General features: G+C 61.4%; 23 protein-coding genes, 1 tRNA gene and 1 other RNA gene. 14 read left to right on the top strand and 11 right to left on the bottom strand.

Annotation, left to right across the window (positions count from 1 at the left end; all coding sequences use genetic code 11):
• Positions 1-66 precede the first annotated feature (66 nt).
• The 5 genes from FP2506_RS04855 to ffs all read right to left on the bottom strand — a co-directional run bounded on the left by FP2506_RS04855 (position 67) and on the right by ffs (position 4079).
• Complete coding sequence (locus tag FP2506_RS04855; RefSeq protein ID WP_007066288.1) at positions 67-723, bottom strand: nucleoside/nucleotide kinase family protein; 657 nt, start codon at positions 721-723, stop codon at positions 67-69.
• 17 nt (positions 724-740) lie between these two features.
• Positions 741-1346, bottom strand: a complete 606-nt coding sequence (recR, locus tag FP2506_RS04850) for a recombination mediator RecR (RefSeq protein ID WP_007066287.1) — start codon at positions 1344-1346, stop codon at positions 741-743.
• Between the two features lie 51 nt (positions 1347-1397).
• Positions 1398-1721 (bottom strand): YbaB/EbfC family nucleoid-associated protein, encoded by a 324-nt coding sequence (locus FP2506_RS04845; protein WP_007066286.1) that lies wholly within the window; start codon positions 1719-1721, stop codon positions 1398-1400.
• 6 nt (positions 1722-1727) lie between these two features.
• Positions 1728-3734, bottom strand: a complete 2007-nt coding sequence (locus tag FP2506_RS04840) for a DNA polymerase III subunit gamma/tau (RefSeq protein WP_007066285.1) — start codon at positions 3732-3734, stop codon at positions 1728-1730.
• A 247-nt stretch (positions 3735-3981) separates the two neighbouring features.
• An RNA gene (gene ffs, locus FP2506_RS18310) (signal recognition particle sRNA small type) lies at positions 3982-4079 on the bottom strand.
• Positions 4080-4154: 75 nt separating this feature from the next.
• On the opposite strand from ffs, the gene FP2506_RS04835 reads away from it, so the two are divergent.
• Complete coding sequence (locus FP2506_RS04835) at positions 4155-4577, top strand: HIT domain-containing protein (protein WP_007066284.1); 423 nt, start codon at positions 4155-4157, stop codon at positions 4575-4577.
• The gene (gene nudC / locus FP2506_RS04830) at positions 4574-5521 is read left to right on the top strand and encodes an NAD(+) diphosphatase (protein WP_007066283.1); all 948 of its coding nucleotides are present in this window, start codon (positions 4574-4576) and stop codon (positions 5519-5521) included. Before FP2506_RS04835 ends, nudC begins: the two co-directional genes overlap by 4 nt.
• 13 nt (positions 5522-5534) lie before the next feature.
• Here nudC and FP2506_RS04825 read toward each other — a convergent pair whose 3' ends face one another.
• Entirely contained in the window at positions 5535-6473 is a 939-nt protein-coding gene (locus tag FP2506_RS04825; protein ID WP_007066282.1) for a prephenate dehydratase, read from the bottom strand.
• Entirely contained in the window at positions 6470-7204 is a 735-nt protein-coding gene (locus FP2506_RS04820) for a 3-deoxy-manno-octulosonate cytidylyltransferase (RefSeq protein WP_007066281.1), read from the bottom strand. Before FP2506_RS04820 ends, FP2506_RS04825 begins: the two co-directional genes overlap by 4 nt.
• Before the next feature lie 206 nt (positions 7205-7410).
• Between FP2506_RS04820 and FP2506_RS18655 the strand changes: the two genes are divergently transcribed.
• The 9 genes from FP2506_RS18655 to FP2506_RS04780 all read left to right on the top strand — a co-directional run bounded on the left by FP2506_RS18655 (position 7411) and on the right by FP2506_RS04780 (position 19039).
• Positions 7411-8826, top strand: a complete 1416-nt coding sequence (locus FP2506_RS18655; RefSeq protein ID WP_007066280.1) for a c-type cytochrome — start codon at positions 7411-7413, stop codon at positions 8824-8826.
• Positions 8827-9107: 281 nt separating this feature from the next.
• Positions 9108-11099, top strand: coding sequence for an extracellular solute-binding protein (locus tag FP2506_RS04810; protein WP_148227468.1), 1992 nt, complete (start codon positions 9108-9110; stop codon positions 11097-11099).
• Positions 11099-12964, top strand: a complete 1866-nt coding sequence (locus tag FP2506_RS04805) for an extracellular solute-binding protein (protein WP_040489413.1) — start codon at positions 11099-11101, stop codon at positions 12962-12964. Before FP2506_RS04810 ends, FP2506_RS04805 begins: the two co-directional genes overlap by 1 nt.
• Before the next feature lie 172 nt (positions 12965-13136).
• Positions 13137-14270 (top strand): microcin C ABC transporter permease YejB, encoded by a 1134-nt coding sequence (locus FP2506_RS04800; RefSeq protein ID WP_007066277.1) that lies wholly within the window; start codon positions 13137-13139, stop codon positions 14268-14270.
• Positions 14271-14384: 114 nt separating this feature from the next.
• Positions 14385-15509, top strand: a complete 1125-nt coding sequence (locus FP2506_RS04795) for an ABC transporter permease (protein WP_040489412.1) — start codon at positions 14385-14387, stop codon at positions 15507-15509.
• Positions 15510-15525: 16 nt separating this feature from the next.
• A complete protein-coding gene (locus FP2506_RS18920) occupies positions 15526-15699 on the top strand; it encodes a hypothetical protein (protein ID WP_007066275.1) in 174 nt (57 codons plus the stop codon).
• The gene (locus tag FP2506_RS04790) at positions 15696-16700 is read left to right on the top strand and encodes a cation diffusion facilitator family transporter (protein WP_007066274.1); all 1005 of its coding nucleotides are present in this window, start codon (positions 15696-15698) and stop codon (positions 16698-16700) included. Before FP2506_RS18920 ends, FP2506_RS04790 begins: the two co-directional genes overlap by 4 nt.
• A gap of 33 nt (positions 16701-16733) precedes the next feature.
• Entirely contained in the window at positions 16734-18389 is a 1656-nt protein-coding gene (locus tag FP2506_RS04785) for an ABC transporter ATP-binding protein (RefSeq protein ID WP_007066273.1), read from the top strand.
• Positions 18386-19039: an NUDIX domain-containing protein gene (locus tag FP2506_RS04780; protein WP_007066272.1), complete on the top strand. Its 654-nt coding sequence runs from the start codon at positions 18386-18388 to the stop codon at positions 19037-19039. The genes FP2506_RS04785 and FP2506_RS04780 overlap by 4 nt, the downstream gene beginning before the upstream one ends.
• A 15-nt stretch (positions 19040-19054) precedes the next feature.
• Here the strand turns inward: FP2506_RS04780 and FP2506_RS04775 are convergent, their stop codons facing one another.
• From FP2506_RS04775 to FP2506_RS04760, 4 genes are all read right to left on the bottom strand, one after another.
• A complete protein-coding gene (locus FP2506_RS04775) occupies positions 19055-19723 on the bottom strand; it encodes an endonuclease III domain-containing protein (protein ID WP_007066271.1) in 669 nt (222 codons plus the stop codon).
• 42 nt (positions 19724-19765) lie between these two features.
• Positions 19766-20971 (bottom strand): hypothetical protein, encoded by a 1206-nt coding sequence (locus FP2506_RS04770; protein ID WP_007066270.1) that lies wholly within the window; start codon positions 20969-20971, stop codon positions 19766-19768.
• 165 nt (positions 20972-21136) lie between these two features.
• A tRNA-Ala gene (locus tag FP2506_RS04765) sits at positions 21137-21212 on the bottom strand.
• 177 nt (positions 21213-21389) lie between these two features.
• Entirely contained in the window at positions 21390-21791 is a 402-nt protein-coding gene (locus FP2506_RS04760) for a TIGR02300 family protein (RefSeq protein WP_007066268.1), read from the bottom strand.
• A 271-nt stretch (positions 21792-22062) separates the two neighbouring features.
• Between FP2506_RS04760 and aroA the strand changes: the two genes are divergently transcribed.
• From aroA to cmk, 3 genes are read left to right on the top strand one after another with little or no spacing between them, the layout of a single operon-like run.
• On the top strand, positions 22063-23424 hold the full coding sequence (aroA, locus tag FP2506_RS04755) for a 3-phosphoshikimate 1-carboxyvinyltransferase (RefSeq protein WP_040488910.1): 1362 nt from the start codon (positions 22063-22065) through the stop codon (positions 23422-23424).
• The gene (locus FP2506_RS04750; RefSeq protein ID WP_007066265.1) at positions 23421-23861 is read left to right on the top strand and encodes a hypothetical protein; all 441 of its coding nucleotides are present in this window, start codon (positions 23421-23423) and stop codon (positions 23859-23861) included. The genes aroA and FP2506_RS04750 overlap by 4 nt, the downstream gene beginning before the upstream one ends.
• Positions 23861-24499 carry a (d)CMP kinase gene (cmk, locus tag FP2506_RS04745; RefSeq protein ID WP_007066264.1) on the top strand — a complete coding sequence of 213 codons (639 nt, stop codon included), beginning with the start codon at positions 23861-23863 and terminating at the stop codon, positions 24497-24499. The genes FP2506_RS04750 and cmk overlap by 1 nt, the downstream gene beginning before the upstream one ends.
• Positions 24500-24666: the final 167 nt, after the last annotated feature.

Genomic DNA, 24666 nt, shown 5'->3' with positions numbered 1-24666 from the left:
GCGGCAGAGCCGCGAAGGCTGGCGGGTTTTTCGATAGGCCGTTGGTGCCAAAAAATCCAATGCGAATCAGCTGTTTGGAAATGCAGATGTCGATCGAATATTGAATGTGCCCTCACCTCCCCGGCCCTTTTCGAGAACGAGCCGCACATTCGGCATATCGTTGTCTTCCATCTTCGCCCGGAATGCCTCGCCCTCAAGCCCAAGCCCGACCCAGCGCGCCGTAAGGCGTTCTTCCAGAATGCTCTCCGGCTCGTCGAGATAGGCCGCGATGTCGAAGAACTCGCGCAATGGTTTCCATTTAGGATCGTCGAGCAGCAGATAGTTCCCCTCGACGACGACAATCGGCGTGCTCTTATCGATAATCCTCGCGCCGGCACGGGCAATCTCGATCGAACGGTCGAAGACAGGGGACGCGACGAATGGCTCGTCGTTTCGCTTGAGACGTGCCAAGGCGGAAAGCAGGCCGCCGATGTCGAAAGTGTGAGGCGCTCCCTTGCGGGGACGATGGCCGCGCTTCTCGAGGACGATGTCGTCGAAATGAAAGCCATCCATCGGCAGGACTGCGGCACTGCCGGCTGACTCGTGGTTGAGGGTGTCCACGAGCATCTCGGCGAAAGTACTCTTACCCGAGCCCGGAGCCCCTGCGATCGCGACGATTGTCCGACGGGTCTTGTCGACGGCGCGAAGCTTCTCGAGAAATTCGTCGGGGGCGATCGTTTCCATGAGTTTTAAGAATCCCGTCAAAGCGCCGTCCGCGACCGCATGGCAGCGGATAGCGTACCTTCATCGAGGTAGTCGAGTTCGCCGCCGACCGGGACGCCATGGGCGAGGCGGGTCGCGCGAACGTCCAGCCCTTCGAGCTGGTCCATCAGGTAGTGAGCCGTGGTCTGGCCTTCGACGGTTGCGTTGACGGCGATCACGAGTTCCTTCACCTCGCCCTTTGAGACGCGCTCGACGAGCTGGCGAATGGTAAGGTCCTCCGGGCCGATCCCTTCGAGAGGAGAAAGAACGCCGCCAAGCACGTGGTAGGCAGCGTTCAAGGCTTTCGCACGTTCGAGCGCCCAAAGATCGGAGACATCTTCCACGACGACGACGACGGACTGATCGCGGGCTGGATCGCGACAGATCGTGCAGGGGTCGCTGGTGTCGATATTGCCGCAGACCGAGCACTCGCCGACTTTCTCGAGCGCGTCCGCCATGGCGGCGGTGAGAGGTCTGAGGATCGGTTCGCGTTTCTTCACAAGATGGAGGGCGGCCCGGCGCGCGGATCGCGGACCGAGGCCGGGAAGCTTTGCGAGCAGCTGAATGAGCCGCTCGATCTCAGGCCCGGCGATCGACTTCGCCATCACTTCAGGACTCGTAACACAGTCGAAGGTTTCAACAGGTATAACAACAAGTTAGAAAGGTAGCTTCATGCCGGGTGGCAGGCCGAGGCCGGCAGTCATCGCTTGAGTCTTTTCCTGGATCGCCGCTTCGAGCTTGGTCTTGGCGTCAGCATGCGCTGCGATGACGAGATCCTCGACGATGTCGCCCTCGTCTTCCTTCAGGAGCGAGCGGTCGATCGATAGGCCCGTCATGTCGCCCTTGCCGGTCAGTGTCACCGTGACGACCCCGCCGCCGGACTGGCCGGAGACTGTCATCCCGGCCATCTCCTCTTGAAGACCGGCCATCTTCTCCTGCATGGCTTTCGCCTGCTTCATGATGTTCATCACGTCTTTCATCGGGGATCACCTGTCTTCGCTATGATCGTCTTCGGAAGATGCGAAATCGTTCTCGCCGATATCGTCGCGATCGCCCTCATAGTCCAGACCCGGATCTAATTCGGTCGAGCTGAGATCGCCGTCCGCCTGGTCGAAACCGGCCGCGAATTCGGCTTCTGCCTCTTCGGCAACCATCTCGCCGCGCAGGCGAACATCGGCGATCCGCGCGCCGGGAAACGCCTTGAGGACGGCTGCAACCGCCGGGTCCTGCTCGGCATCGCGCAGGAGCGCCAGGCGCTTTTCTTTTTTTGTCTCTTCGAGCGTCTGGCCAGTAACGCCACTGGTGACTGTGACCGACCATCGCGCGCCCGTCCAGTCATGCAGTTTCCGGGTGAGTTCGCCGGCGAGCCTTTCGGGAGCCTCGTCCGTGACGCCGATCTCGAGGCGTCGCGGGCCGATGGATTTCAGCCGGACATAGCGGCGAATCCATGCTTCGAGCCGCGAATCGCGATTGTGCTTTGCAAGTTCGGCGAGGGCGACGAGATCGGCGATCTCGACGGCGGGCTTAACAGGCTGCTGCGCAAGCACTCTTTGCGGGACCACTTCAGGTGCAGCGCTGGTTGCGAGAGAGAGTGGCGTGCGGGCAGGACGAGAGGCAGTAGCGTGGGCACTGGCGTTGCCGTCCTGCGGCGGCTGAGAAACGTTTCCGGTAGGGGGCGCTGGAGGCTGCCTTCCCGGCCGATTCTCAGTCGGTGGTGCGGCTTGCTGTCTTTCGTTGGTCGGACTGGCTGCTGGCGTCAAGGAAGTGCCCTCGCCTTGATCCGACTTTGGAGCGGGCAAGCCCTCCGATCCGCCATCTTTAAGCAGTTTGAGGAGATCGTCCGGCGAAGGCAGGTCGGCGGCGTGAGCTATGCGGATCAGCGCCATCTCCGCGGCTTGGCGCGGGGAATCAGCATTGCGTGTTTCCTCGAGCGCCTTCAACAGCATCTGCCAGACTTGGCCTAGCGTACGGATCGAGAGTGTTTTCGAATAAGCAAGACCCCGCTCAGCCTCGTCCGGCGAGAGGACGGCATCTTCCGCCGCTTCCGGTGCGTAGCGAAGGGTCGTCACCAGATGGGTAAAGTCGGCAAGATCGCCGAGGACAATCGCCGGATCGGCGCCAACCGTGTACTGGTCGCGCAATTCCACAAGCGCAGAAGCGGCGTCGCCCTTCATGATGTATTCGAAGAGGTCAATGACGCGAACTCGGTCAGCGAGGCCCAGCATGTCGCGTACCGCGCCGGCCGTGACGGCGCCTGCCCCGTGCGCGATCGCCTGATCGGTCAGCGAAAGCGAGTCGCGGACCGAGCCCTCGGCCGCGCGGGCGATCAGCCGCAGAGCATCGTCCTCGATCTCGACCTTTTCCTTTTCCGCTATCTGCTTGAGATGTCCGATCAGCGTCGCCGATTCGACACGGCGGAGATCGAAGCGCTGGCAGCGTGAGAGGACCGTGATCGGGACTTTTCGGATCTCGGTCGTTGCGAAGACGAACTTCACATGCTCCGGAGGCTCTTCGAGCGTCTTAAGCAGGCCGTTGAAGGCCTGCGTCGACAGCATGTGGACCTCGTCGATGATGTAGACCTTGTAGCGCGCCGAGACCGGGCGATAGCGCACCTGCGCGATGATCTCGCGAATGTCGTCGATGCCGGTGTGGGAGGCGGCGTCCATCTCAACGACATCGACATGCCTCCCTTCCATGATCGCCTGACAGTGAATGCCGGGCTCCGCCATGTGGATCGTCGGCTGATCGATTTCCCCGGTCTCGTAATTGAGCGCACGGGCGAGGATGCGGGCCGTCGTCGTCTTGCCCACACCGCGAACGCCGGTCAGCATCCAGGCCTGGGCAATGCGTCCGGTTTCGAACGCGTTGGTGAGGGTTCGGACCATCGGCTCCTGGCCGATGAGATCATCGAAGGAATGCGGCCGGTATTTCCGCGCGAGTACGCGATAGGCGGCATCGGCTTCAGCAGACTTCGTTCCGGAAGTTTCGCTCATGCTCGCACCGCGCTCACCGGCTGCGCGGTCGGGGCGCGGCCCATTTCAAGAATCGGGACAGTTTGCCGGGCACTCTGCATTCGAACTCCGAAGGGCCTGCCGGGGCACCTGAAAGACCGCTTCGTTTTGCGGCGTCTTGGGCCTGCGCGCAACCCTTCAGGAGCGCTGCGATCATCCCCACACAGCGCGACCGTCTGCCAGACAAGGGAGACGGGAGCGCAAAGCGTAACAAGACTTTTTTGTGAGGGTGGGAGGCTGGCACGGTGACCCGTGCCGGATCTCGTTGGGGCTGCTTCCTTCCGGACCTGACCCGGTTGGCGAGTGGCGCGTCCACCACCAACCTCCCGGTCTCCATATCGCCAATGCGTGCCCTAATTGCAAGCCGGGTCGAACATCGGCAGGAGCGTTAGCGGCGAGGACATGGCGATGAAAAATCGATTCGAACTTCATCCTCGGCTGAAAGCAGACAGCTTTCCGATAAAGAAACTGGGGCTTTGCGAACTGAGGCTGATGGACGACAGCCGCTGGCCTTGGCTACTTCTCATTCCGAGACGCCCCGATGTCGTCGAATTCTTCGACATGACGAATTTGGATCAGACCATGCTCAGCTTCGAGCACGGACTGGTGGCTGAGCCGTTCAAGAAGCTGACCGGTTGCACCAAACTTAATATTGGCAATCTCGGAAACGTCGTTCCGCAGTTTCATTCTCACATAGTCGCACGCTCCGAAGGCGATACGAATTGGCCGGGACCCGTTTGGGGCCATGGTGACCGTGTTCCCTACGAGCGCAAGGTAGCGGACGCCTTCATCTCCGATATCGTGAAAGCCATTCTCCCCGCATGAGCCGGCATCGAGACGAACGATCGGGATCCATCAAGACCGAGATCGGATTTACTGGCAACACCCTCGACCGCCGGATGGAAGAGCGAAAGCCGCGCGAACTGGAGGCGGCACGCTCTCACCCGGCAGCAAGCTTTCACCTGCATTCGCCCTCGGGTTTTCTTGCCGATGTCGATGGCGGAACCCCTGATCCCGTCTTTTCTAGCGCCGAAGCGTCGCTTCATGCCGATCTGTTGCATCCCGACGCCGTCCTCCTCGGATATGACGACGCGAATAGTCCCGTGATCGCCGTTCCCGTATCCGACGCGTCTCTCCTTCCAAACGGCATCAAGCGGATCGACCTGCGCTCGCTCGCAGCTCAGCGCGTGTTACCGGCCGAAACAGAGGGTCGCCTTGCGCAGGCGCAGCATCTCCTGCTCTGGCATCGGGACAACCAATTCTGTGCGAGGTGCGGCGGCAAGACGGAAAGCCGTGGCGCTGGTGCGAACCGGCAATGCCTGGCATGCGAGACGGTGGTCTTCCCGCGGGTCAATCCGGTCTCGATCATGCTGATCCACGATGATGCCGGGCGCTGCATCCTCGGGCGACAGCCGCATTTTCCAGCGAACTCATGGTCCTGCTTAGCAGGCTTCGTCGAGGCTGGAGAAACGCTCGAGTCAGCCGTGCGACGGGAAACGTTGGAGGAAGCGGGAATCGAGGTGGGCGAGGTGCGCTATCGTTTCAGCCAGCCTTGGCCCTTTTCGGGCAATCTCATGCTCGGCTTCACGGCCAAGGCCGTCACCCGGAACATCCGATACGACTCGAACGAACTCGAGGCCTGCCGCTGGTTCGAACGGGATGAAGTCGCCCGAATGCTCGAGGGTCGCCACCCCGACGGCCTCGTTGTCCCGCCGCCGCTTGCCATCGCTCATCACCTGGTTCGGACGTTCGTGGACGAAACTGCGTAGAACGCAACGCGCCCTACCCGCCGTTCGCGACGAGAGACTCGCGTCCCTTCGCGGCCGGATAGACGCCGAGATTGCGGTATTCGGCTGTGAAGAAACGCAGTTCCTCCAGCGCCCGCGCAAGAGCGGGATCGTGCGGGTGGCCTTCCACGTCGGCATAGAAGAGCGTCGCCGAGAAGGTGCCGCCAAGCTGGTAGGACTCCAACTTCGTCATGTTGATGCCGTTCGTCGCAAAGCCGCCGAGCGCCTTGTAGAGCGCGGCCGGGATGTTCTTCACGCGGAAGACGAAGGTGGTGACCACGTTGCGGCTGATATAGTTGCGCCCGCCAGCGTCGAGCGTTGCGTCGCGCGGCGCCCAAAGGCCGAGGCGGCTTTCTTCGATGTCAGCGAAGCCCTGGTTCGCAGGATTGGCGAGGATGACGAAGCGGGTGACGTTGCTCGCCTCGTCCTCGACGTTCTTCTCGATGATGTCGAGGCCGTAATACTCCGCCGCCAGGATTGGCGCGAGCGCAGCCTGATGCCGATTGCCCGACTCCGAGACCTCGCGCGCCGCCCCTGCGGTGTCGCCGGCGACCAGCGGCCTCCAGCCGTTGCGCCGCAGGTATTTGCGGCACTGGCCGAGTGCGTGGATGTGGCTCTTGACCTCCGTGATTTCCTCGCGCGCGACGCCCGGCAGAGCCATCAATTGAAAATGGATCGGCATGAAGTATTCGCCGACGATCTGCAGCTCCGAATCCGGCATCAGAAGGTGGATGTCGGCAACGCGTCCGGCGAGCGTGTTCTCGATGGGAATCATGGCGAGCTTGGCCTCGCCGTTCCGCACCGCGGCAAAGGCGTCGTCGAAGGACGGACAGGGAAGCGGGATCATCGCGTCACCATAGACGCTTCGGCATGCCATGTCGGAATTGGCGCCGGGCTCGCCTTGGAAGGCGATGGGCGGTTTGGTGTCAGTCATGTTCTGCCTTCCAATAGGGCGCGCGCCGTTTGGAGATGCTCTTCTGTGTCGACCCCGAGCGGCACGGTCTGCGCGATCTCCACGTCGATCCGCATTCCGGCTTCTAGAGCGCGCAGTTGTTCGAGCTTCTCGCGGCGCTCCAAAGTCGAGGCGCCGAGTGCAACGAAGCGCTCCAGGCTCGATCGACGATAGGCGTAGATCCCGACATGATGGTAGAGTGGTCCCTCGCCCCAGGGTGCAGTTGCGCGCGTGAAGTAAAGTGCGCGCAGCCGGTTCTGGAGGATCGGTGTCCCAACGACCTTCACGACGTTCGGATCGACCTTCTCGCGCTCGTTCGTGATCTCGACGCCGATCGTCGCGATGTCGCAGCTTGGATCCTCGAAGGGCGCGACGACAACCTTCACAGTCTCCGGCTCGATCGTCGGGAGGTCACCCTGCAGGTTGACGATCGTTTCGACATCACCCCTCGGATCGAGCGAGCGCAGCGCTTCGTGGATGCGATCCGATCCGGACGGATGATCTGGGCTGGTCATGACAGCCTCGAAACCGGCGGCGCGAACGGCGTTTTCGATCTCGACGTCGTCCGTCGCGACAGCGACGCGGCCTATATCGGCCGCCTCGGCGCGCGTTGCCACATGCACGATCATCGGTTTCCCGGCGATGTTCGCGAGTGCCTTTCGCGTCAGCCGGGTCGAGCCGATGCGGGCGGGTATGAGAACGAGTGTGGTCATGATCGGTGAGACGCTAGAAAAATACCCAACAAGTGCAAAAGTCGAACGCTTCCAAGCTTGATGAAACCGAAGCGTGGTGACAAAAGGTCCGGGCTGCAGCGCCACATAGCGCTGTTGCCTGGAGTTAGCAAAACCCATAGGTTCCGCGAAAATTTCGTGGGCTTTGCCGGAGACGACCGGCAGACTGAGGAGGGATCGTCCCGCCAATGGATTCGTGGCAGTTCAATAAGATCGCCGGCGCCGTGCTCGGCACAATCTTCCTGATGTTCGGCGGAAGCCTTATCGCGGAAGGCATCTTCCATTCGGAGGCGCCCGAGACCCCGGGCTACGAAATCATAGTCGCCGAAGGGGACGAAGGCGGCGAATCAGGTGGTGAAGAGGCGACAATCGCTCCGATCGCTGTTCGCATGCAGGAAGCCAGTGCAGAGGATGGCGAGGGACGTTTCCGAGCCTGTCAGGCATGCCACTCCGTCAGCGACGACGGTGCAAACGGAATTGGGCCTGGGCTGTGGAATGTCGTAAACCGTCCAATCGCGTCACATGAGGGCTTTACGTACTCCCAAGCCATGAGCGGGTTCTCCGAAGGCGGATCCGTCAACTGGGATTACGAACACCTCGACGGCTTTCTTGAAAACCCATCGGCTTACATCGAAGGCACGGCGATGGGTTATCAGGGAATTCGCGATCCGGCGGACCGAGCCGACCTGATCGCGTATCTCCGCTCGCTGGCCAGCGAGCCGGCACCGCTGCCGGAGCCCCCTGCCGAAGGTGAGATGGCCGAGGGCGAAGCTGCTGAGGGCGAGGAAGTCGCAGAGGCCGAAACCGGCGAAGAGGGCGAAGAGGTCGAAGCGGCTGGAGCCGCAACCCAGACGAGCCCCTCCGATACGGACACCAATACGCAGGCACCGGGCACGACCGATCCCGATACCGGCTCATCGATGCCCGGCCAGGATCAAGCGCCCGTCATGAGCGATGAGACGCAGCCGGAGACTCGGGCGAACGAAGTTCAAGAGAGCACCTACGGATCGGAGAACGGGGAAGCGGCGGCGAGTGAGGAAGAGACTGCCTCAGAACCGAGCGCCGGCGATGATCAGAATGCGACCGCGAACGATGCCGCCTCAGGCGCGGATGAGAGCGCTGGCGAAGAAGCCGAGACGAACGCCGGTGGTGGCGAGGATGCAGCGTCCGGCGAAGAGGCAGCCTCTTCGGACGCTGACAGCGAGGAAGCGGCTGGCGCGGCCCCTTCGGAAGGCGCATCTGGCGGCGAAGTGGTCGAGGTCGCAGGCGATCCGGCAGCCGGCGAGAGCGTCTTCCGTCGCTGTCAGGCCTGCCACAAGGTGGGCGAAGGCGCATCCAACGGCATCGGCCCCGAATTGAATGGCGTGATGGGCGATAAGCCCGGCGCCGTCGAGGGCTATAGCTTCTCATCGAATTATCAGGACTGGGCCGCAGACAAAGAGGAATGGACGGCCGAACTGATGAAGGGTTGGCTTAGTGATCCCCGCGGAACGGTTCAGGGCACGAAGATGGCATTTGCCGGCCTCAAGAACGAAGACGATCTGAACAACGTCATCGCTTATCTCGCCAGCTTCGGCGAGGATGGCTCGCAAAGCGGCAACTGATCCGCCTCAGCGCCTAATAGGCAGACCTACGAGACCCCGGCCGTGGCGCCGGGGTTTTTTGTTTGTGGTCTTTTTACGAGCGGCGCTGTGCGAACAGTGACATGACCGTTTCGTCACGTGACATTCCTGCCGCATCGAGGGCATAAAGTGTTCTAACAACGCCGATGCTATCTGCCATCCGCATTCAGTTGAGGGTTCTTGAATTGCTCCTGACGCACCCGTCTCGTCATTTTTCCCGAACTTTGCTTCTTTCCGCAGTCTCGGTCCTCGCTCTTGCTTTGATGCCATCGGCCCATGCGCAGGATGCAGACAGTCCGACGGTCAACGGCGAGTCCGCCAACGACACGGCGCACGATCGTGAAGCGAATACGGAACAGGCACCACCATCAAATGGAGACGGTTCGGCGGGCGGCGAAAGCGCCAGTTCGGAGGACGCTTCCGCAATTGCGGACGAAGGAGCGGGAGAATGGCGCACCACAGTCTCACTGATCGGCGAATATAAGTATTCGGACGACTTCGAGCACTACGATTACGTCAATCCGGATGCGCCGGTAGGCGGCACACTGAACGAGATCGCAATCGGCTTCTACGACAGCTTCAACCCCTTCATCGTGCGAGGCACTTCGGCGGCCGGCCTACCGAACTTCGGCGGCGGTTTTCTCTACGATACGCTCTTCGAGCAGTCGCCTGACGAGGCCTCGACGTCCCACGCGATGATTGCCGAAGCGATGCGCTATCCGCCGGATTATTCGTCGGTGACCTACCGGCTCGATCCTGATGCAAAATGGCATGACGGCACGCCGATCACCACCGACGACGTGATCTGGAGCTTCGAGACACTGAAGGAACTTCATCCTCAGTGGAACGCCTATTACCGCAATATCGAGAATGCCGAGGTGACGGGCGAGCGTGAGGTGACCTTCACCTTCGACGAAACCGGAAACCGTGAACTGCCTCAGATTGTCGGCGATCTGACGGTGCTTCCGAAGCATTACTGGGAGAGCGCTGACGAAAATGGCAACCAGCGCGACATCACCCAGCCGACCACCGAACCGCCCCTAGGCTCGGGGCCCTACCGGATCGGAGGCTACCAGATCGGCCAGTCCGTCGACTGGGAGCGCGTCCCGGACTATTGGGGATGGGACAAGCCGACCCGGGTCGGCCGGTACAATTTCGACCGGATCGACTACACCTATTTCCGCGATCAGAACGCTGCCTGGGAAGCGTTCAAGAAGGGTGGGCTCGAAGACTACCGGATCGAGAACTCCTCCCAGCGCTGGGCCGAGGGCTACAACTTCCCGGCCGCCGAAAATGGGAATGTCACCAAGGCGACGATCCTCGACGGCAGCGTTTCTTCGATGCAGGCCTATGTGCTTAACAATCGGCTTGAGAAGTTCCAGGATCGTCGCGTTCGCAAAGCGCTGACCCTGATCTACAATTTTCAGGAAATGAACCGGACACTGTTCTATGGCCTCTATCAGCGCCAGGACAGCTATTTCGACAACAGCGAACTCGCGGCAACCGGCCTGCCGAGCGAGCGCGAGCTGAAGTTCCTGGAACCCCTGCGCGGCGACATTCCGGAGGAGGTCTTCACCGAGGAATTCATTCTCCCCGATTATTCCGAAACGGACGCGCGGACCTATCTCCGAGAGGCGTTGAGCCTATTCCAGGAGGCCGGATACGAGCTTCAGGGCAACCGGTTGATCGATGGTGAGACAGGTCAACAGGTTTCGATCGAGATGCTGGGCAGCGATCCACGCGACAGCCGCACTCTGGAGCCCTATGCCCGCGACTTACGCCGGCTCGGCATCGATGCGACCATCCGCATCGTCGACTCCAACCAATATGTCGAGCGGATGCGCAATTTCGACTTCGAAATGGTCGGCATGCGCTATTATCCCCAGTCGCTCTCGCCCGGCAACGAGCAGCGCGACTATTTCTCGGCCCAGGCCGCAGACTCGCCGGGAAGCCGCAACTATGCAGGCATCAAGAACGAAGCCGTCGATGCGTTGATCAACGACATTGTCTATGCCGAGAACCGTGAGGATCTTGTTGCCGCGGTGCGCGCGATGGATCGCGTCATGCTTTGGGAGTATTACGTCATTCCGCAGTGGAACAAGGCCGAGATTTGGCTTGCCTACTGGGACAAGTTCGGCATTCCGGAAGACGGGCCGGACTACGCAGGGATCGACCCCTTCTCCTGGTGGACGAAATCGGCGGCGGAGAAGCAGGCGGCGAATGCCGGTTCGGCGGAAGGCGCGACGGCGAACTGATGGCGAGCGCATCGACGTATCTGACGCGACGCCGGTTCGGGCAACTGGCATTCGGGTCGGCGGCAAGCTTGGGTCTGCCGTTGCGTGAGGCGCTCGCGAATGTCGAGACAGGCGTTCCACTGCACGGCCTGTCGGCCTTCGGCGAATTGAAATACGCCGAAGGGTTCGATCATTTCGATTATGCAAACCCGGATGCGCCAGAAGGCGGGACCTTTGCCTTCTCGCCGCCGAACTGGGCCTTCAACCAGTCCGCTCTGACCTTCGATACGCTCAACACCTTCGTGCTCAAGGGTAATGCGCCGCCGCGCATGACTTTTCTCTACGAAGGCTTGATGACGAGCAGCCTCGACGAGCCGGACGCCATCTACGGCGCACTTGCCGAAACGGTGACGGTCTCGGAGGATCGCCTCCAGTTCGACTTCATGCTGCGGCCGGAAGCGAAGTTCTCGACCGGCGATGCGGTCACGCCGGAAGACGTGGTCTTTTCCTACGAGACGCTGGCAGAATTCGGCCATCCTTCGATCCAGATCGCGCTCCGCGACTTCAAATCAGCAGAGGTCGTGGACGAGCGGACGGCGCAGATCACCTTCGACGCAAACCAGAGCTATCAGGATGCCATCGGCGTCCTGTCTCTGCCGATCCTGCCCAGGACCTTCTTCGAGGGCCGTTCGCTAGACGAGCCGACGGACGAGATCATTCCCGGTTCAGGACGTTATACTGTCGGCCGGTACGAGTTCGGTCGTTTCATCGAGTACGAGAAGCGGGAAGACTACTGGGGCGAGGAACAGGGCTTCGCGAAAGGACTCGACCATTTCCAGACTCTGCGGATCGATTTCTTCCGCGAGCGGCAGACGGCTCTGGAGGCCTTCAAAAAGGGGCTCGTCAAGTTTCGTGAGGAGTTCACCTCGAAGAGCTGGGCGACTGAGTACAACTTCCCGGCAATCCAGTCCGGTGAAGTCGTCAAGCGAGAGTTTCCGGCCGAACTTTTTCCCCGATTCCAGTGCTGGGCGCTGAATCAGCGCCGCGAGCGGTTTGCGGACGTTCGGGTTCGGCGCGCAATCAATCTATGCTTTGATTTCGAGTGGACGAACGCCAACATGTTCTACGGTCTTTACGACCATTCGCAATCCTGCTTCGAAAACTCCGAGTTCATGGCCGAAGGCGCGCCGTCCGAAGCTGAACTTGCGCTTCTCGAACCACTGCGCGGCGAGATCCCTGAGGAAGTCTTCGGCGAAGTCTGGACGCAGCCCGTCTCGGACGGGTCCGGTCGCGACCGCGACCGGCTGCGCGAGGCGCTCGACCTTCTTCAGGAAGCCGGTTACGAGCGCCAAGGCGGGCGGGTGCGCGACAAGAACGGACAGCCCTTCCAGCTCGAATATCTCGTCGACGATCCGGGCTTCGCCAGAGTCTACGGCAAGTTCGTTCAGACCTGTCAGGCAATCGGCATCGATGCCTCGGTGCGCGTGGTCGATGCGGCGCAGTATACCGATCGGACCAACCGCTTCGACTTCGACATGATCGGCCATGCGGCCGGCATTTCGCCGACACCGACGACCAACGGCCTTCGTTCGCTTTTCGGCAGCGAGACAGCCGACCGTCAAGGGTCTTCGAACTATCCGGGCATGGCAAGCGCTGCGGTGGACAGGCTGATCGAGAATGTCGGCGAAGTGAACGGCCGCGAAGACCTCGTGACCGCGATGCGGGCGCTCGACAGAGTATTGCGGGCCCGTCTCGACTGGATCCCCAACATCCACTCGAACGCTCATCGCGCGGCCTATTGGGACATCTTCGGTTTCGACACCCCGAAACCGGATTATGGTTGGCCGGTCGAGCGGCTCTGGTGGATCGACGAAACCAAGTCGTGAAGGCTTGAGCAGAGGACAGCCCACTTCGCCTCTTGCGCGAGGCTGTTCGCTGCGGCGATACCGGTTTTGCCCGCGCGAACGAGGCTGTTAGATAGGTTGAACAGCTAAAGACAGCCCGGCTGACGGGGATCCAGCGGCCACAATAACCAGTTTCAGGAGACCGACCCCCCGAATGGGCGCCTATATACTCCGCCGACTGCTCCTGATGGTGCCGACGCTGGTCGGCATCATGGCGATCTCCTTCATCGTCATACAGTTCGCGCCAGGCGGGCCGGTCGAGCAGGTCATCGCGACGCTTCAAGGCGATGCCGGCAGTGCGACCGATCGGGTATCCGGTGGCGGCGGCGGCGATTTCGGCGGTGGTGGACAGGGCAGCGAGAGCTCCAGCTATCGCGGTGCGCAAGGGCTTGATCCGGAATTTATCCAGCGCCTCGAAGAGCAGTTCGGCTTCGACAGACCTCCACTCGAACGCTTTGGCATGATGCTGTGGGACTATTCCCGCTTCGATTTCGGCGAGAGCTATTTCCGCTCGATCTCGGTCTGGGACCTGATCTTGGAGAAGATGCCGGTCTCGATCTCCCTCGGCATCTGGATCACACTTCTCTCTTACCTGATCTCGATCCCGCTCGGCATCCGCAAGGCGCTTCACGATGGCTCGACCTTCGACATCTGGACGTCGGGTATCGTCATCGTGGCCTATGCGATTCCAGGTTTTCTCTTCGCCGTGCTTTTGATCGTGCTCTTTGCCGGCGGCTCGTTCTTCGACTGGTTCCCGTTGCGCGGACTGCTTTCAGACGGCATCGACGGACGATGGTGTGCGCCCTGGTCACCGGTCTTCGACCTGCCGAGTTGCGTGACCCGAGTGGTGCCCGACTATTTCTGGCATCTGACGTTGCCGCTGATCGCTCTCGCCCTCTCCGCTTTCGCGACGACGACGCTGCTGACCAAGAATTCGTTCCTCGACGAGATCCGCAAGCAGTACGTGACCACCGCGCGGGCCAAGGGGCTGACCGAGCGGCGCGTGCTCTACGGGCACGTCTTCCGCAATGCGATGTTGATCATCGTCGCGGGCTTCCCGGGCGCGTTCATCGCGGCCTTCTTCTCGGGCTCTCTACTGATCGAGACCATCTTTTCGCTCGATGGGCTTGGCTATCTCGGCTTCCAGTCGATCTATCAGCGCGACTATCCTGTGGTGTTCGGGACCCTCTACATCTTCTCGCTGATCGGCCTCGTGACGACGCTGATCTCCGATCTCACCTATACCTGGATCGATCCCCGCATCGACTTCGAGAGCCGGGAGGTCTGAGCGATGGACGACGCCCTCAAAAACCGACTGAAGAGCGATCCATCTCACAAAGAGGAGCATGCCGACGAACGGGCGGCGGCGATCGCGCGCGAAGAGACCAGCGGTATCGCGCAGATGGCGCCGGAATCCCAGCAGGTGAAGCGGCCGAAGCTCTCTCCGCTCAACAAGCGACGCTGGCAGAACTTCAGGAGCAACCGGCGAGGGTTCTGGTCGCTCTGGATTTTTCTCATCCTGTTCGTCGTCACCGGCTTTGCCGAACTGATCGCCAACGACAAGCCGCTGCTCGTCTCCTACAATAACGAGCTCTACTATCCGATCGCCGTCGACTATCCCGAAGAGGTGTTTGGCGGCTTCCTGCCGGTGACGAACTATCGCGATCCCTTCGTGCAGGATGAGATCGACGCCAACGGCTGGGCGATCTGGCCGCCGATCCGATACTCCTATCAGACCGTCAACAACGAGATTCCGTCGCCGGCTCCCTCCCCGCCGACATGGACCATGACCGACGAGGAAGCCTGCGCGCGTTATCCGGATGGGGTTGGCGACAAGAACTGTACATTCGGCAACATGAACTGGCTCGGCACCGACGATCAGGGCCGGGACGTCGTCGCACGGCTGATCTACGGCTTTCGCATCTCCGTTCTGTTCGGGCTGATCTTGACTGCGGCTTCCGCCGTCATCGGCGTCGCGGCTGGCGCGATTCAGGGCTATTTTGGCGGCTGGACGGACCTGATCTTCCAGCGCTTCATCGAGATCTGGTCGTCGATCCCGGTTCTCTATCTCCTGCTCATCATCGCGGCGATCCTTCCGCCCGGCTTCTGGATCCTGCTCGGCATCATGCTGCTCTTCTCGTGGGTCGCTTTCGTAGGCGTGGTGCGCGCCGAGTTCCTCAGGGCGCGCAATTTCGAGTATGTCAGCGCGGCGCGGGCGCTCGGCGTCGGCGATCTGACCATCATGTGGCGGCACCTGTTGCCGAACGCGATGGTGGCGACGCTCACCTTCTTGCCCTTCATCCTGAACGGCTCGATCACGACGCTCACCTCGCTCGATTTCCTTGGCTTCGGCCTGCCGCCCGGCTCGCCCTCGCTCGGCGAGCTCCTCGCTCAGGGTAAGAACAACCTTCAGGCCCCGTGGCTCGGCTTCTCCGGCTTCATCGTGATCAGCCTGATGTTATCCTTGCTGGTCTTCATCGGTGAGGCAGTGCGCGACGCCTTCGATCCGCGCAAGAGCTTCGGATGAGCGAAAAGTTCGTGCCATGGGCGAAATCGGCAAGATCGTGCGCGCCATGAAGGTGGAGGGCCTGGCGGAAAAGCTTCGCGGTCGTTTGTTTGCCGGGCGCGAGGTCTGCGCCGCTGTCCATGGTGAACCTTCGATATGGGACGGGAACAAGCCCACCAAGCAGGAAATCGAGATTGGGTTCGCGCAATGACCCATACAGAATACGATCACGCGGGCCATAGCCATTCGCATGGCTTCAAAGGCCATTCTCATGGCGCCAACGAGCGGCGGATTGCCATCGCAGCCGTCCTGACAGGCGGCTTCATGCTGGCGGAGGTCGTCGGTGGGCTGATTTCTGGCTCTCTCGCTCTGCTCGCCGATGCCGGTCACATGCTGACCGATTTTGCGGCGCTGGCGCTCGGCTGGTTTGCCTTCCGCTTGTCGCGCAAGCCGAGCGACCAAGAGCGAACCTATGGTTACGACCGGTTCGAGGTGCTCGTCGCGTTCGTGAACGGGCTGACCCTCTTCGTCATAGCCGGCTTCATCACCTATGAGGCCATCCACCGGCTAATGAGCCCGACCGAGGTGCTGGGCGGCATGATGATGGTCATCGCGGTCGCTGGGCTCGTGGTGAATATCCTCGTCTTCACGATCCTTCATGGTGCTGATCGCGCCAATCTGAATATCCGGGGCGCCGTCCTGCACGTGCTCGGGGACCTTTTGGGTTCAATCGCCGCGATCCTTGCCGCTGGTGTCATCATCTGGACAGGGTGGACACCGATCGATCCGATTCTTTCTGTGCTTGTCTCGATCATCATCCTTGTCTCGGCCTACAGGTTGGTGCGCGATGCCGGCCATGTGCTGCTCGAAGGCACGCCACAGGACATCGATGTGAAGACGCTGAAGACCGTCCTTGTTTCGTCGGTCGATGGCCTGAAAGACGTCCATCACATCCACATCTGGTCGCTGACGCCCGAGCGTCCCATGGCGACGCTGCATGCCTGTATCGACGAGCAGGCGGACGGACCCGATATCACCCGCGCGATCAAGGCCGAACTGAAACAGCGCTTTTCGATCGAGCATGCGACGGTCGAAGTCGAATATGGCAGTTGTGCCGACGAAGCGGTGCATCATGCCCAGCACGGCCACGGATCGCGCGACCAAAAAGACGCTGAGACGCACGAAGTCTCATCCGATCACCAGCCCGCCTGAGGCTGAGACCCAACGTCCCGAGGACATGCCGCCGTGAGTCAGATCCAGACGAAGATCAAGAGCGACAAGCCGATCCTGAAGGTCGAGGACCTGCAGGTTGCCTTCACCCAGGGCGGCAATACGCAGATCGCGGTCGGTGGCGTCTCCTTCGCGATTGCGCCCGGCGAGACGCTGGCGCTCGTCGGCGAATCCGGATCGGGCAAGTCGGTCTCGGCGATGTCGATCCTGAAGCTCTTGCCCTACCCTGCCGCCAGCCATCCGGGCGGCACGATTCATTTCGACGGGCAGGATCTCCTGACTGCGTCTGACGAGAATCTACGCAAGACGCGCGGCAACCGGATCTCGGTGATCTTCCAGGAGCCGATGAGCTCGCTCAATCCGCTGCACACGATCGAAAAGCAGGTGACCGAAGTCCTGCGCATTCATCGCGGCATGCGCGACGAGCAGGCCAAGAAGCGTACCCTCGAACTTCTTCATCAAGTGGGCATCCGCGATCCCGAGAAACGCCTGGATGCCTATCCGCACCAGCTCTCCGGCGGGCAGCGCCAACGCGTGATGATTGCGATGGCGCTTGCCAACGAACCGGACCTCCTCATCGCCGACGAACCGACCACGGCGCTCGACGTCACGGTCCAGGCGCAGATCCTCGAACTTCTCCATCGTCTGCAGGTCGAGAACGGCATGGCGATGCTGTTCATCACCCACGATCTTGGCATCGTGCGGAAGATCGCCGACCGGGTCTGCGTGATGACGAAGGGCAAGATCGTCGAGGAAGGCAAAACCCAAGCGATCTTCGAGAACCCGCAGCACGCCTATACGCGTCATCTCCTCGCGGCCGAACCGAAGGGTCATCCGCCGGCCGCGAACGCCAATGCGGAAAAGGTGATGGAAGCCAGAGACGTGAAGGTCTGGTTTCCGATCAAGACGGGGCTTTTCCGGCGCGTCACCGACCATGTGAAAGCGGTTGACGGCATCGACCTGACGGTGCGGGCCGGGCAGACTGTCGGGGTCGTCGGAGAATCCGGTTCCGGCAAGACGACGCTGGGCCTAGCCCTGACGCGTATGATTTCGTCGAAGGGCGAAATCGTCTTCGACGGCCAGCGGATCGACGAGCGGTCTTTCAAAGAGATGAAGCCGCTGCGCGAGAAGATACAGATCGTCTTCCAGGATCCGTTCGGCTCGCTCTCGCCGCGCATGCCGGTGGCGGACATCATCTCCGAGGGGCTGCGGATACACGCGCCGAAGCTCTCGGCCGACGAGCGGGACGAACGCGTGGTGCAGGCGCTGAAGGAAACCGGGCTCGACCCCGCGACGCGCTTCCGCTTTCCGCACGAGTTCTCCGGCGGCCAGCGCCAGCGTATCGCCATCGCCCGCGCGATGGTGCTGAAGCCGCGTTTTGTGATGCTCGACGAGCCGACCAGTGCGCTTGACATGAGTGTCCAGGCGCAGGTGGTCGACCTGCTGCGCGATCTCCAGAAGAAACATAATCTGGCGTTTCTCTTCATCAGCCACGACCTCAAGGTGGTGCGGGCACTCGCCAACGAGGTGATCGTGATGCGCAACGGCAAGGTCGTCGAGAGAGGCTCCGCCGACGAGATTTTCGATGCGCCGAAGACCGATTATACCGAGGCCCTTATGGCGGCCGCCTTCGACATCGAAACCCGACATATGGGGGCCGTCTCGCAGTGAGCCGCCACTCTTACCGCGACCACCTCGCCGATCAGCCGATCGACTTTACGGTCACGTCGAAGGAGCCACTTGCGGAAGGCTTTTGGCCCTATACCCGCGCGATACTCGATCATGACCGGTTCGACGGTGAGACGCGGGTCAACGGTGTGCACCGCGATTTTCTCGAAACTGGCGAAGTCGTAGTGATCATTCCCTACGATCCGAAGACGGACTCGATCGTCGTGATCCGCCAGTTCCGAATCGGCTCGGCCCTTGCTATCAACAAGGCGGCAGCGATCGAATTGCCCGCGGGGCTCGTCGACGACGGCGAGGAGATTGAGGTGGCGGCCACGCGCGAACTGTTGGAGGAGACGGGTCTCGAGGCGAAAGCGATAGAGCGGTGCTTCTCGATGCTGAGCACGCCGGGGCTGACGACGGAACACGTGACCGTCTATCTTGCGGTCGTCGACGCTTCCGAGATGGTGGCGAGCGCCGGCAAGGCCGACGAAGACGAGGACATCCACCCGATCCTCGCCACGGTCGAGGAGCTTATGAGAGCCGTCGACGACGGCTGGGTGGAGAACGGTTTTCTCATCTGCTGCGCCCACTGGTTCGCCCGAAAAGGCCGGGCCCGGGCGCAGGCACTTCTCGGCACTATCAGCCGAGACTGACGGGCCTGTGACCGTTCAAGCCGCACCCGTAGCGGTGTAGTAGCGGCAAAGGTCGTTGACCGGACAGGTTTCGCATTTCGGCTTGCGGGACACGCAGATCGCCTTGCCGAACTGGATCAGCCAGAAGTGCCCGTCGTGGAAGGCCCAAGCCGGTGCATTCTCCTCGAGCTGCGCCGCGGTCTGGTCGGCTGTCTTCGCATCGGTAAGGCCGATGCGGTTCGAGACCCGGTGGACATGGGTGTCGACCGCGATGACATCCGCCCCGAAGGTGAAGCTCATGACGATGTCAGCGCATTTGCGCCCCACGCCCGGCAAGCTCATCAACCCTTCGCGGGTTTGCGGCACGGTCCGATCGTACTCCTCGATCAACGCCGTGCAGAGCTTTTTCAGTGACTTGGTTTTGTTGTTGTAAAGACCGCAGGGTTTGATCGCTTTCGCGACGGCTTCGTCGTCCAGAGCGAGGATCGCATCCGGGGTTGTAGCAAGCGCGAAGAGATTGTCTGTCGCAGCCTTCGTGTTCGTGTCGCGGCTCTGGGCCGACAGGATGCAGGAGACAACGGAGCGAAACGGATCGGGCTGGTCCTTCGGGCCCTTTGCAGTCTTCGTGCGGCCGGGCATCGCCTCGGACAGACGGCGGAAGACCGTCTCGATATCCTTCTTCGCCAGTATCCTGCCCTGCGCCATCGCCGATTCCCTGCTCAAGGGACGCGAACTAGCGCGATGGTTCTACGCGGCGAATGGCAGGCCGTTCGCATTGCGCTTGCCGGCCTGTCGCTCGACCCAATCGCGCAGGGCTCGGATATCATCGATAAGGCATCCGCCCATAAGCGCCAGGTCTTCAAGCTCCCGCACCGCACCCTCAAGTGCATCGGGCGAAACCTGCGGCTCGTTTCGGTCGTCGAGCAGAATCTCGACTGTCGCGGAAGTCATCTCCGATACGAAGCGCGTCACATAGCCACGAAGAAGTGCGTTTTCCCGTAGCACGACGGCGTCGACAATTGGCTGCGCACCAGAGGTAGTGGAGGCCGAAGCGCCGCGTCGTTCGTTCGCGGTCCTGCCTACTTCGATGTTCTCCGACGCGGTCGTTTGCGCGTCCAGGCGATCGTAGAGCGCAATTGCTTCGGCGGCACGCTGCCTCCAGACCGGCAGAACCTCGTCGAGGAGGACCGTGTCCCATTGCCGGTTGGCGGCAGCCTCGGCGATCTGCTTTCTCAGTTTGCTCGCGGGAAGCGAGCCGATCCTGAGACCGGCCCGAAGGAAGATGGCATTGTCCGCCACCTGCTGGCACTTGCCGGCGAACGCAGACTTGTTGCCGCCTTGTGAGATATCGATCTGTGGAAAGCCGTAGAGTTCGAAATCAGGCCCGATGGTCCGTGCCAGACGGCCGATCGCCGCCTTCATGCGCCTGACCTTGCCACCCTCCGTCAGAGAGAAATGAGACTGCAAGGCATCAGACGCAGCTTGGGCAGCATCTGCGAGGTCTTCCAGTTCGGTGATCGCGGCCTCGCGCCAGTCCGACTTCGCAAGTGCAGCGATACTCGTCTCGATCTGAACCCGCGCCGTGGAAAGAGTCTTGCGAGAGCAGGCGCCCCTTAGGAGAGCAGACACCACTTCGGGCGAAGCGCCGGTCATGAGATCGTCGATCAGCCTTGCTCTGAAAGCAGCTTCGCTGTCGATACGATGGATAGATTCGCAGGGCGCCCCTTCGACGGGCGTCCCGTCGCTCCAGCATCGATCGACCATCCGAAGAAGCGTCATCCGGTCCACGAATTCCGGCGGGCATGCGGTCATGGCATCATCGAGTGCGACGATCGTCCCGTCATGCGTAGCCTCGACTCGGAACATATCGTTCGAAATTCGAACGGCGATCCGGTAGGTGCCGGTCGAACCTGCGAATTCGAATTGTTTCGGCTCAGTCCGCTGGATGGGCATGTATCGATCCGGCCTCGCACGCGTTCGTGCCAATTCTGGCAGCATGCGGGAGCGGGATGAAGGAAGCCTTACGACGCAACTGTTTCTAAACGCAAAGATTTCGCCGAACGAGGCCGTAGCATTGGAACAACTGACGGGCGAAGACCTGGCGTGACTGAAGGGATTTGGTGGAGCTAAGCGGGATCGAACCGCTGACCTCTACAATGCCATTGTAGCGCTCTCCCAGCTGAGCTATAGCCCCACGCCGCGTTTTCACGCGGTTCGCCGCAGCGCCCTGAGCAGCACCGCGTCGTGATTGCGGCGGTTTAGTCGAGAGGTGAGGACGGGTCAAGCGGTTTTCCGCGCTCCCGTCCCAAGGTCTCTCGCTCGCGTCGCGGCGGCGTTTAACCCGCCCCGCGCATCAATGCAGAGAGGTCGATCAGGACTCCTCGTCGTCGTCCCGTCCACCACCGAGAATGTCGGATACATCGTCGTCGTCATCATCGTCGTCATCGGCAAGGAAGGTGTCGTCGTCATCGTCGTCGACGGAGACGTCTTCGTCGTCAGACTCGTCGATGTCAGGTGACTTGGTGTCCGTCTTCTCGCTCTCTTCGTCCTCCACCTCGTTGATCGAGACGGTCTTCTCGTCGCTTTCGACTTCGGTTTCCGTCTCTTCCTCCTCATCCTCTTCTGGCGCCTTATTCTCCGGCTCGCCCTCGAAGAAGGACAGCGGATAGCTCTTGCCGGTATAGGGAGAAACGATCGGATCCTTGTTCAGATCGTAAAACTTCCGGCCGGTTTCCGGGTCGATCCGTTTGGTTCCAAGTTCGGGTTTGGCCATGTCTGCCTCGTTTGAAGACGTCGTCGGTCTGCTTCGTTCCTGCGGTACGCATTTCGAGCGCGGAGGGTTTCAGATCCTGCGACGCGTCGTCCTGCACACCGGTCTCGGGCGGCTGTGCCACGGCCCAGTTCGGGAGGGTCGCGGCAAATCGTAAAACGGACTTGGCCTTACGTGCTGGTCCCCTCCTTGTCAAAGCATCCGGCGAGAAGGCAATAAGGCGCGGCGAACGCGGCATCTCGCATTCGTCGAGCGGATCTAAGAGAAGACGTCAATGCAGAGCCAGAAACAGGCCCCACGGCCCTTGCGGGCCATCGCAGGACACAGTCTGACAGGTACAGCGCGCGTGCCGGGTGATAAGTCGATTTCGCACCGGGCCTTTCTGTTCGGCGGGCTCGCCAGCGGCACGACCAGGGTCACCGGATTGCTCGAAGGCGAGGACGTTCTGGCGACCGGGCGGGCTATGATCGCGATGGGGGCATTGATCCGCAAAGAGGGTCAGACTTTCGTCGTCGACGGCGTCGGCAACGGATGCCTGCTCGAACCCGAGGAACCACTCGATTTCGGGAATGCTGGCACGGGCGCGAGGCTTACAATGGGCCTCGTAGGAGCCTACCATTTCGGCTCAACCTTCGTTGGCGACGCCTCCCTATCCAAGCGTCCTATGGGACGAGTTCTCGACCCGCTGCGCGAGATGGGCGTTCAGGTGGTCGCGCGCTCGAAGGACCGGCTCCCGCTCTCGATCCACGGCCCGAAAGCGACAGCGCCAATCGAGTATAGGGTTCCGATGGCTTCGGCGCAGGTGAAGAGCGCAGTCCTCTTCGCCGGCCTCAATACGCCGGGCGTCACGACCGTCATCGAGCCGGTGATGACCCGCGACCACACCGAAAAGATGCTCGAAGGATTCGGCGCCAACATCGAGGTGGAGACGAAGCCGGACGGCTCGCGCCATATCCATCTCCAGGGTCAGGGAGAGCTGAGGGGCCTTTCCGACTTCCAGGTGCCGGGAGACCCCTCCTCCGCCGCTTTCCCGATCGTCGCCGGTCTTGTCGTGCCGGGCTCGGACGTGACGATCGAGAACGTGCTGATGAACCCGACGCGCATCGGGCTGATCGAGACGCTACGGGAAATGGGCGGATCGATCGAAATTCTCGACGCGCGCACCGAAGGCGGTGAGGACGTCGCAGACCTGCGTATCCGGCATTCAGAGCTTACCAGCGTCGAGGTCACGGCGGAGCGTGCGCCTTCGATGATCGACGAGTATCCAGTACTCGCTGTCGCCGCGGCCTTCGCGAAAGGCAGGACCGTGATGCGCGGCCTCGACGAGCTTCGTGTTAAGGAATCCGACCGCCTCTCGGCTGTCGCCGCCGGCCTTGCGGCGAACAATGTCCGGCATGAGGAAGGCGCCGACTGGCTGGTCGTCGAAGGCGATCCGGAAGGCAGAGGCTATGGCGGGGGCTCCGTCGTAACTCATCTGGACCATCGGATCGCGATGAGCTTCCTCGTCTTAGGCCTAGCCTCGGGAAAGCCCGTGACGATCGACGACGGTCGAATGATAGCGACGAGCTTCCCCGAATTCGAAGACCTTATGAAGGGCCTCGGCGGCATGATTGAGCCCATTCGGGAGGAGGCATGATCGGTGGACTCTTCGTTCTCGTCTTCTTTCTCCCGATCTCCTTCATCTACGGGCGCTGGCGCGCGCGAGGGCTGAAGAGAAGCCATAGCACGCTGCGAACCCGCCTCTTCGCTCTCCTTCCAATGCCACTTTTCTTCGCGGTCTGCGCGACGGTCGCCGTGATCTGGCAGAACGAAGCCTCCAGCAGGCGGATTGCCGATCTCACGGGGCGGGAGGCTGGCAGCGCACTCGACACGGGCAATGGCGTCCTGGACGGACTTCTTACCGTCGCGCGTTGGTTCGGCCAACTCGAGCTTATCCTATTCATGATCGCGATTCCCTATCTAATGGGGGCGGTCATTGCCGTAATCCTGCTCCTTCTCGACTCCAGGGGTCGGATCGAGCTGGCGGTCGCCGCGGAACCGAACGATCCGCATTCGGACGAAGGAGGAATCTGATGGCTAAAACGCTTGTTATCGCCATAGACGGCCCGGCCGCGGCGGGAAAAGGCACTCTCGCCAAGCGTCTCGCAATCCATTACCGCCTGCACTATCTCGACACAGGCCTTCTCTACAGGGCCGTTGGGCGGAAGGCGCAAGCGGCGGGTCTCGATCTCGACAATCCCGAAGAGATGACGCCGATCGCCCGCGATCTGAACTTTCACGATATCGACGAACCCTCTTTGCGGGGCCGCGAAGCCGGCGAACTCGCCTCGCGCGTTGCAGCCCATTCCGGCGTGCGCCAAGCGCTCAACGCATTCCAGCGCGAATTCGCTGCGCAGCCGGGCGGAGCTCTGCTTGACGGGCGGGACATCGGGACCGTGATCTGCCCGGATGCGGACGTCAAAATATTCGTCACCGCCAGCGCAGAGGTGCGCGCCCGCCGTCGAACCGACGAACTTAACGCCAAAGGCCGGACGGTCGTCTACGAGCGCATCCTGGAAGAAGTGCGCCAGCGGGACGATCGCGACAGCAACCGCGCCGTCTCGCCGCTGAAAGCGGCCGACGACGCCCACTTGCTGGACACCAGCGAATTGAGTATAGACGGCGTGTTCCGCAAGGCTTGTAGTCTTATAGACGCGCAAATTTCTAGATAGGCGGGATGGAGTTTGTCGGGGCGGCCTTCGTTGAGAGGGTACGCCCTTTTCGGTCGTATGCGGACTGGTTTCGCTTATGTACCGGCGGCTTCGATCAACCGGTCCGGACCGGCGTTCCCTTGCGCCAGACGGCGGAAAACCGATTGCGTTAGTCGATCGGACACCGC

Source organism: Fulvimarina pelagi HTCC2506 (genome assembly GCF_000153705.1).
GTDB lineage: Bacteria > Pseudomonadota > Alphaproteobacteria > Rhizobiales > Rhizobiaceae > Fulvimarina > Fulvimarina pelagi.
This window is presented reverse-complemented; position numbering and strand designations above follow the sequence as displayed.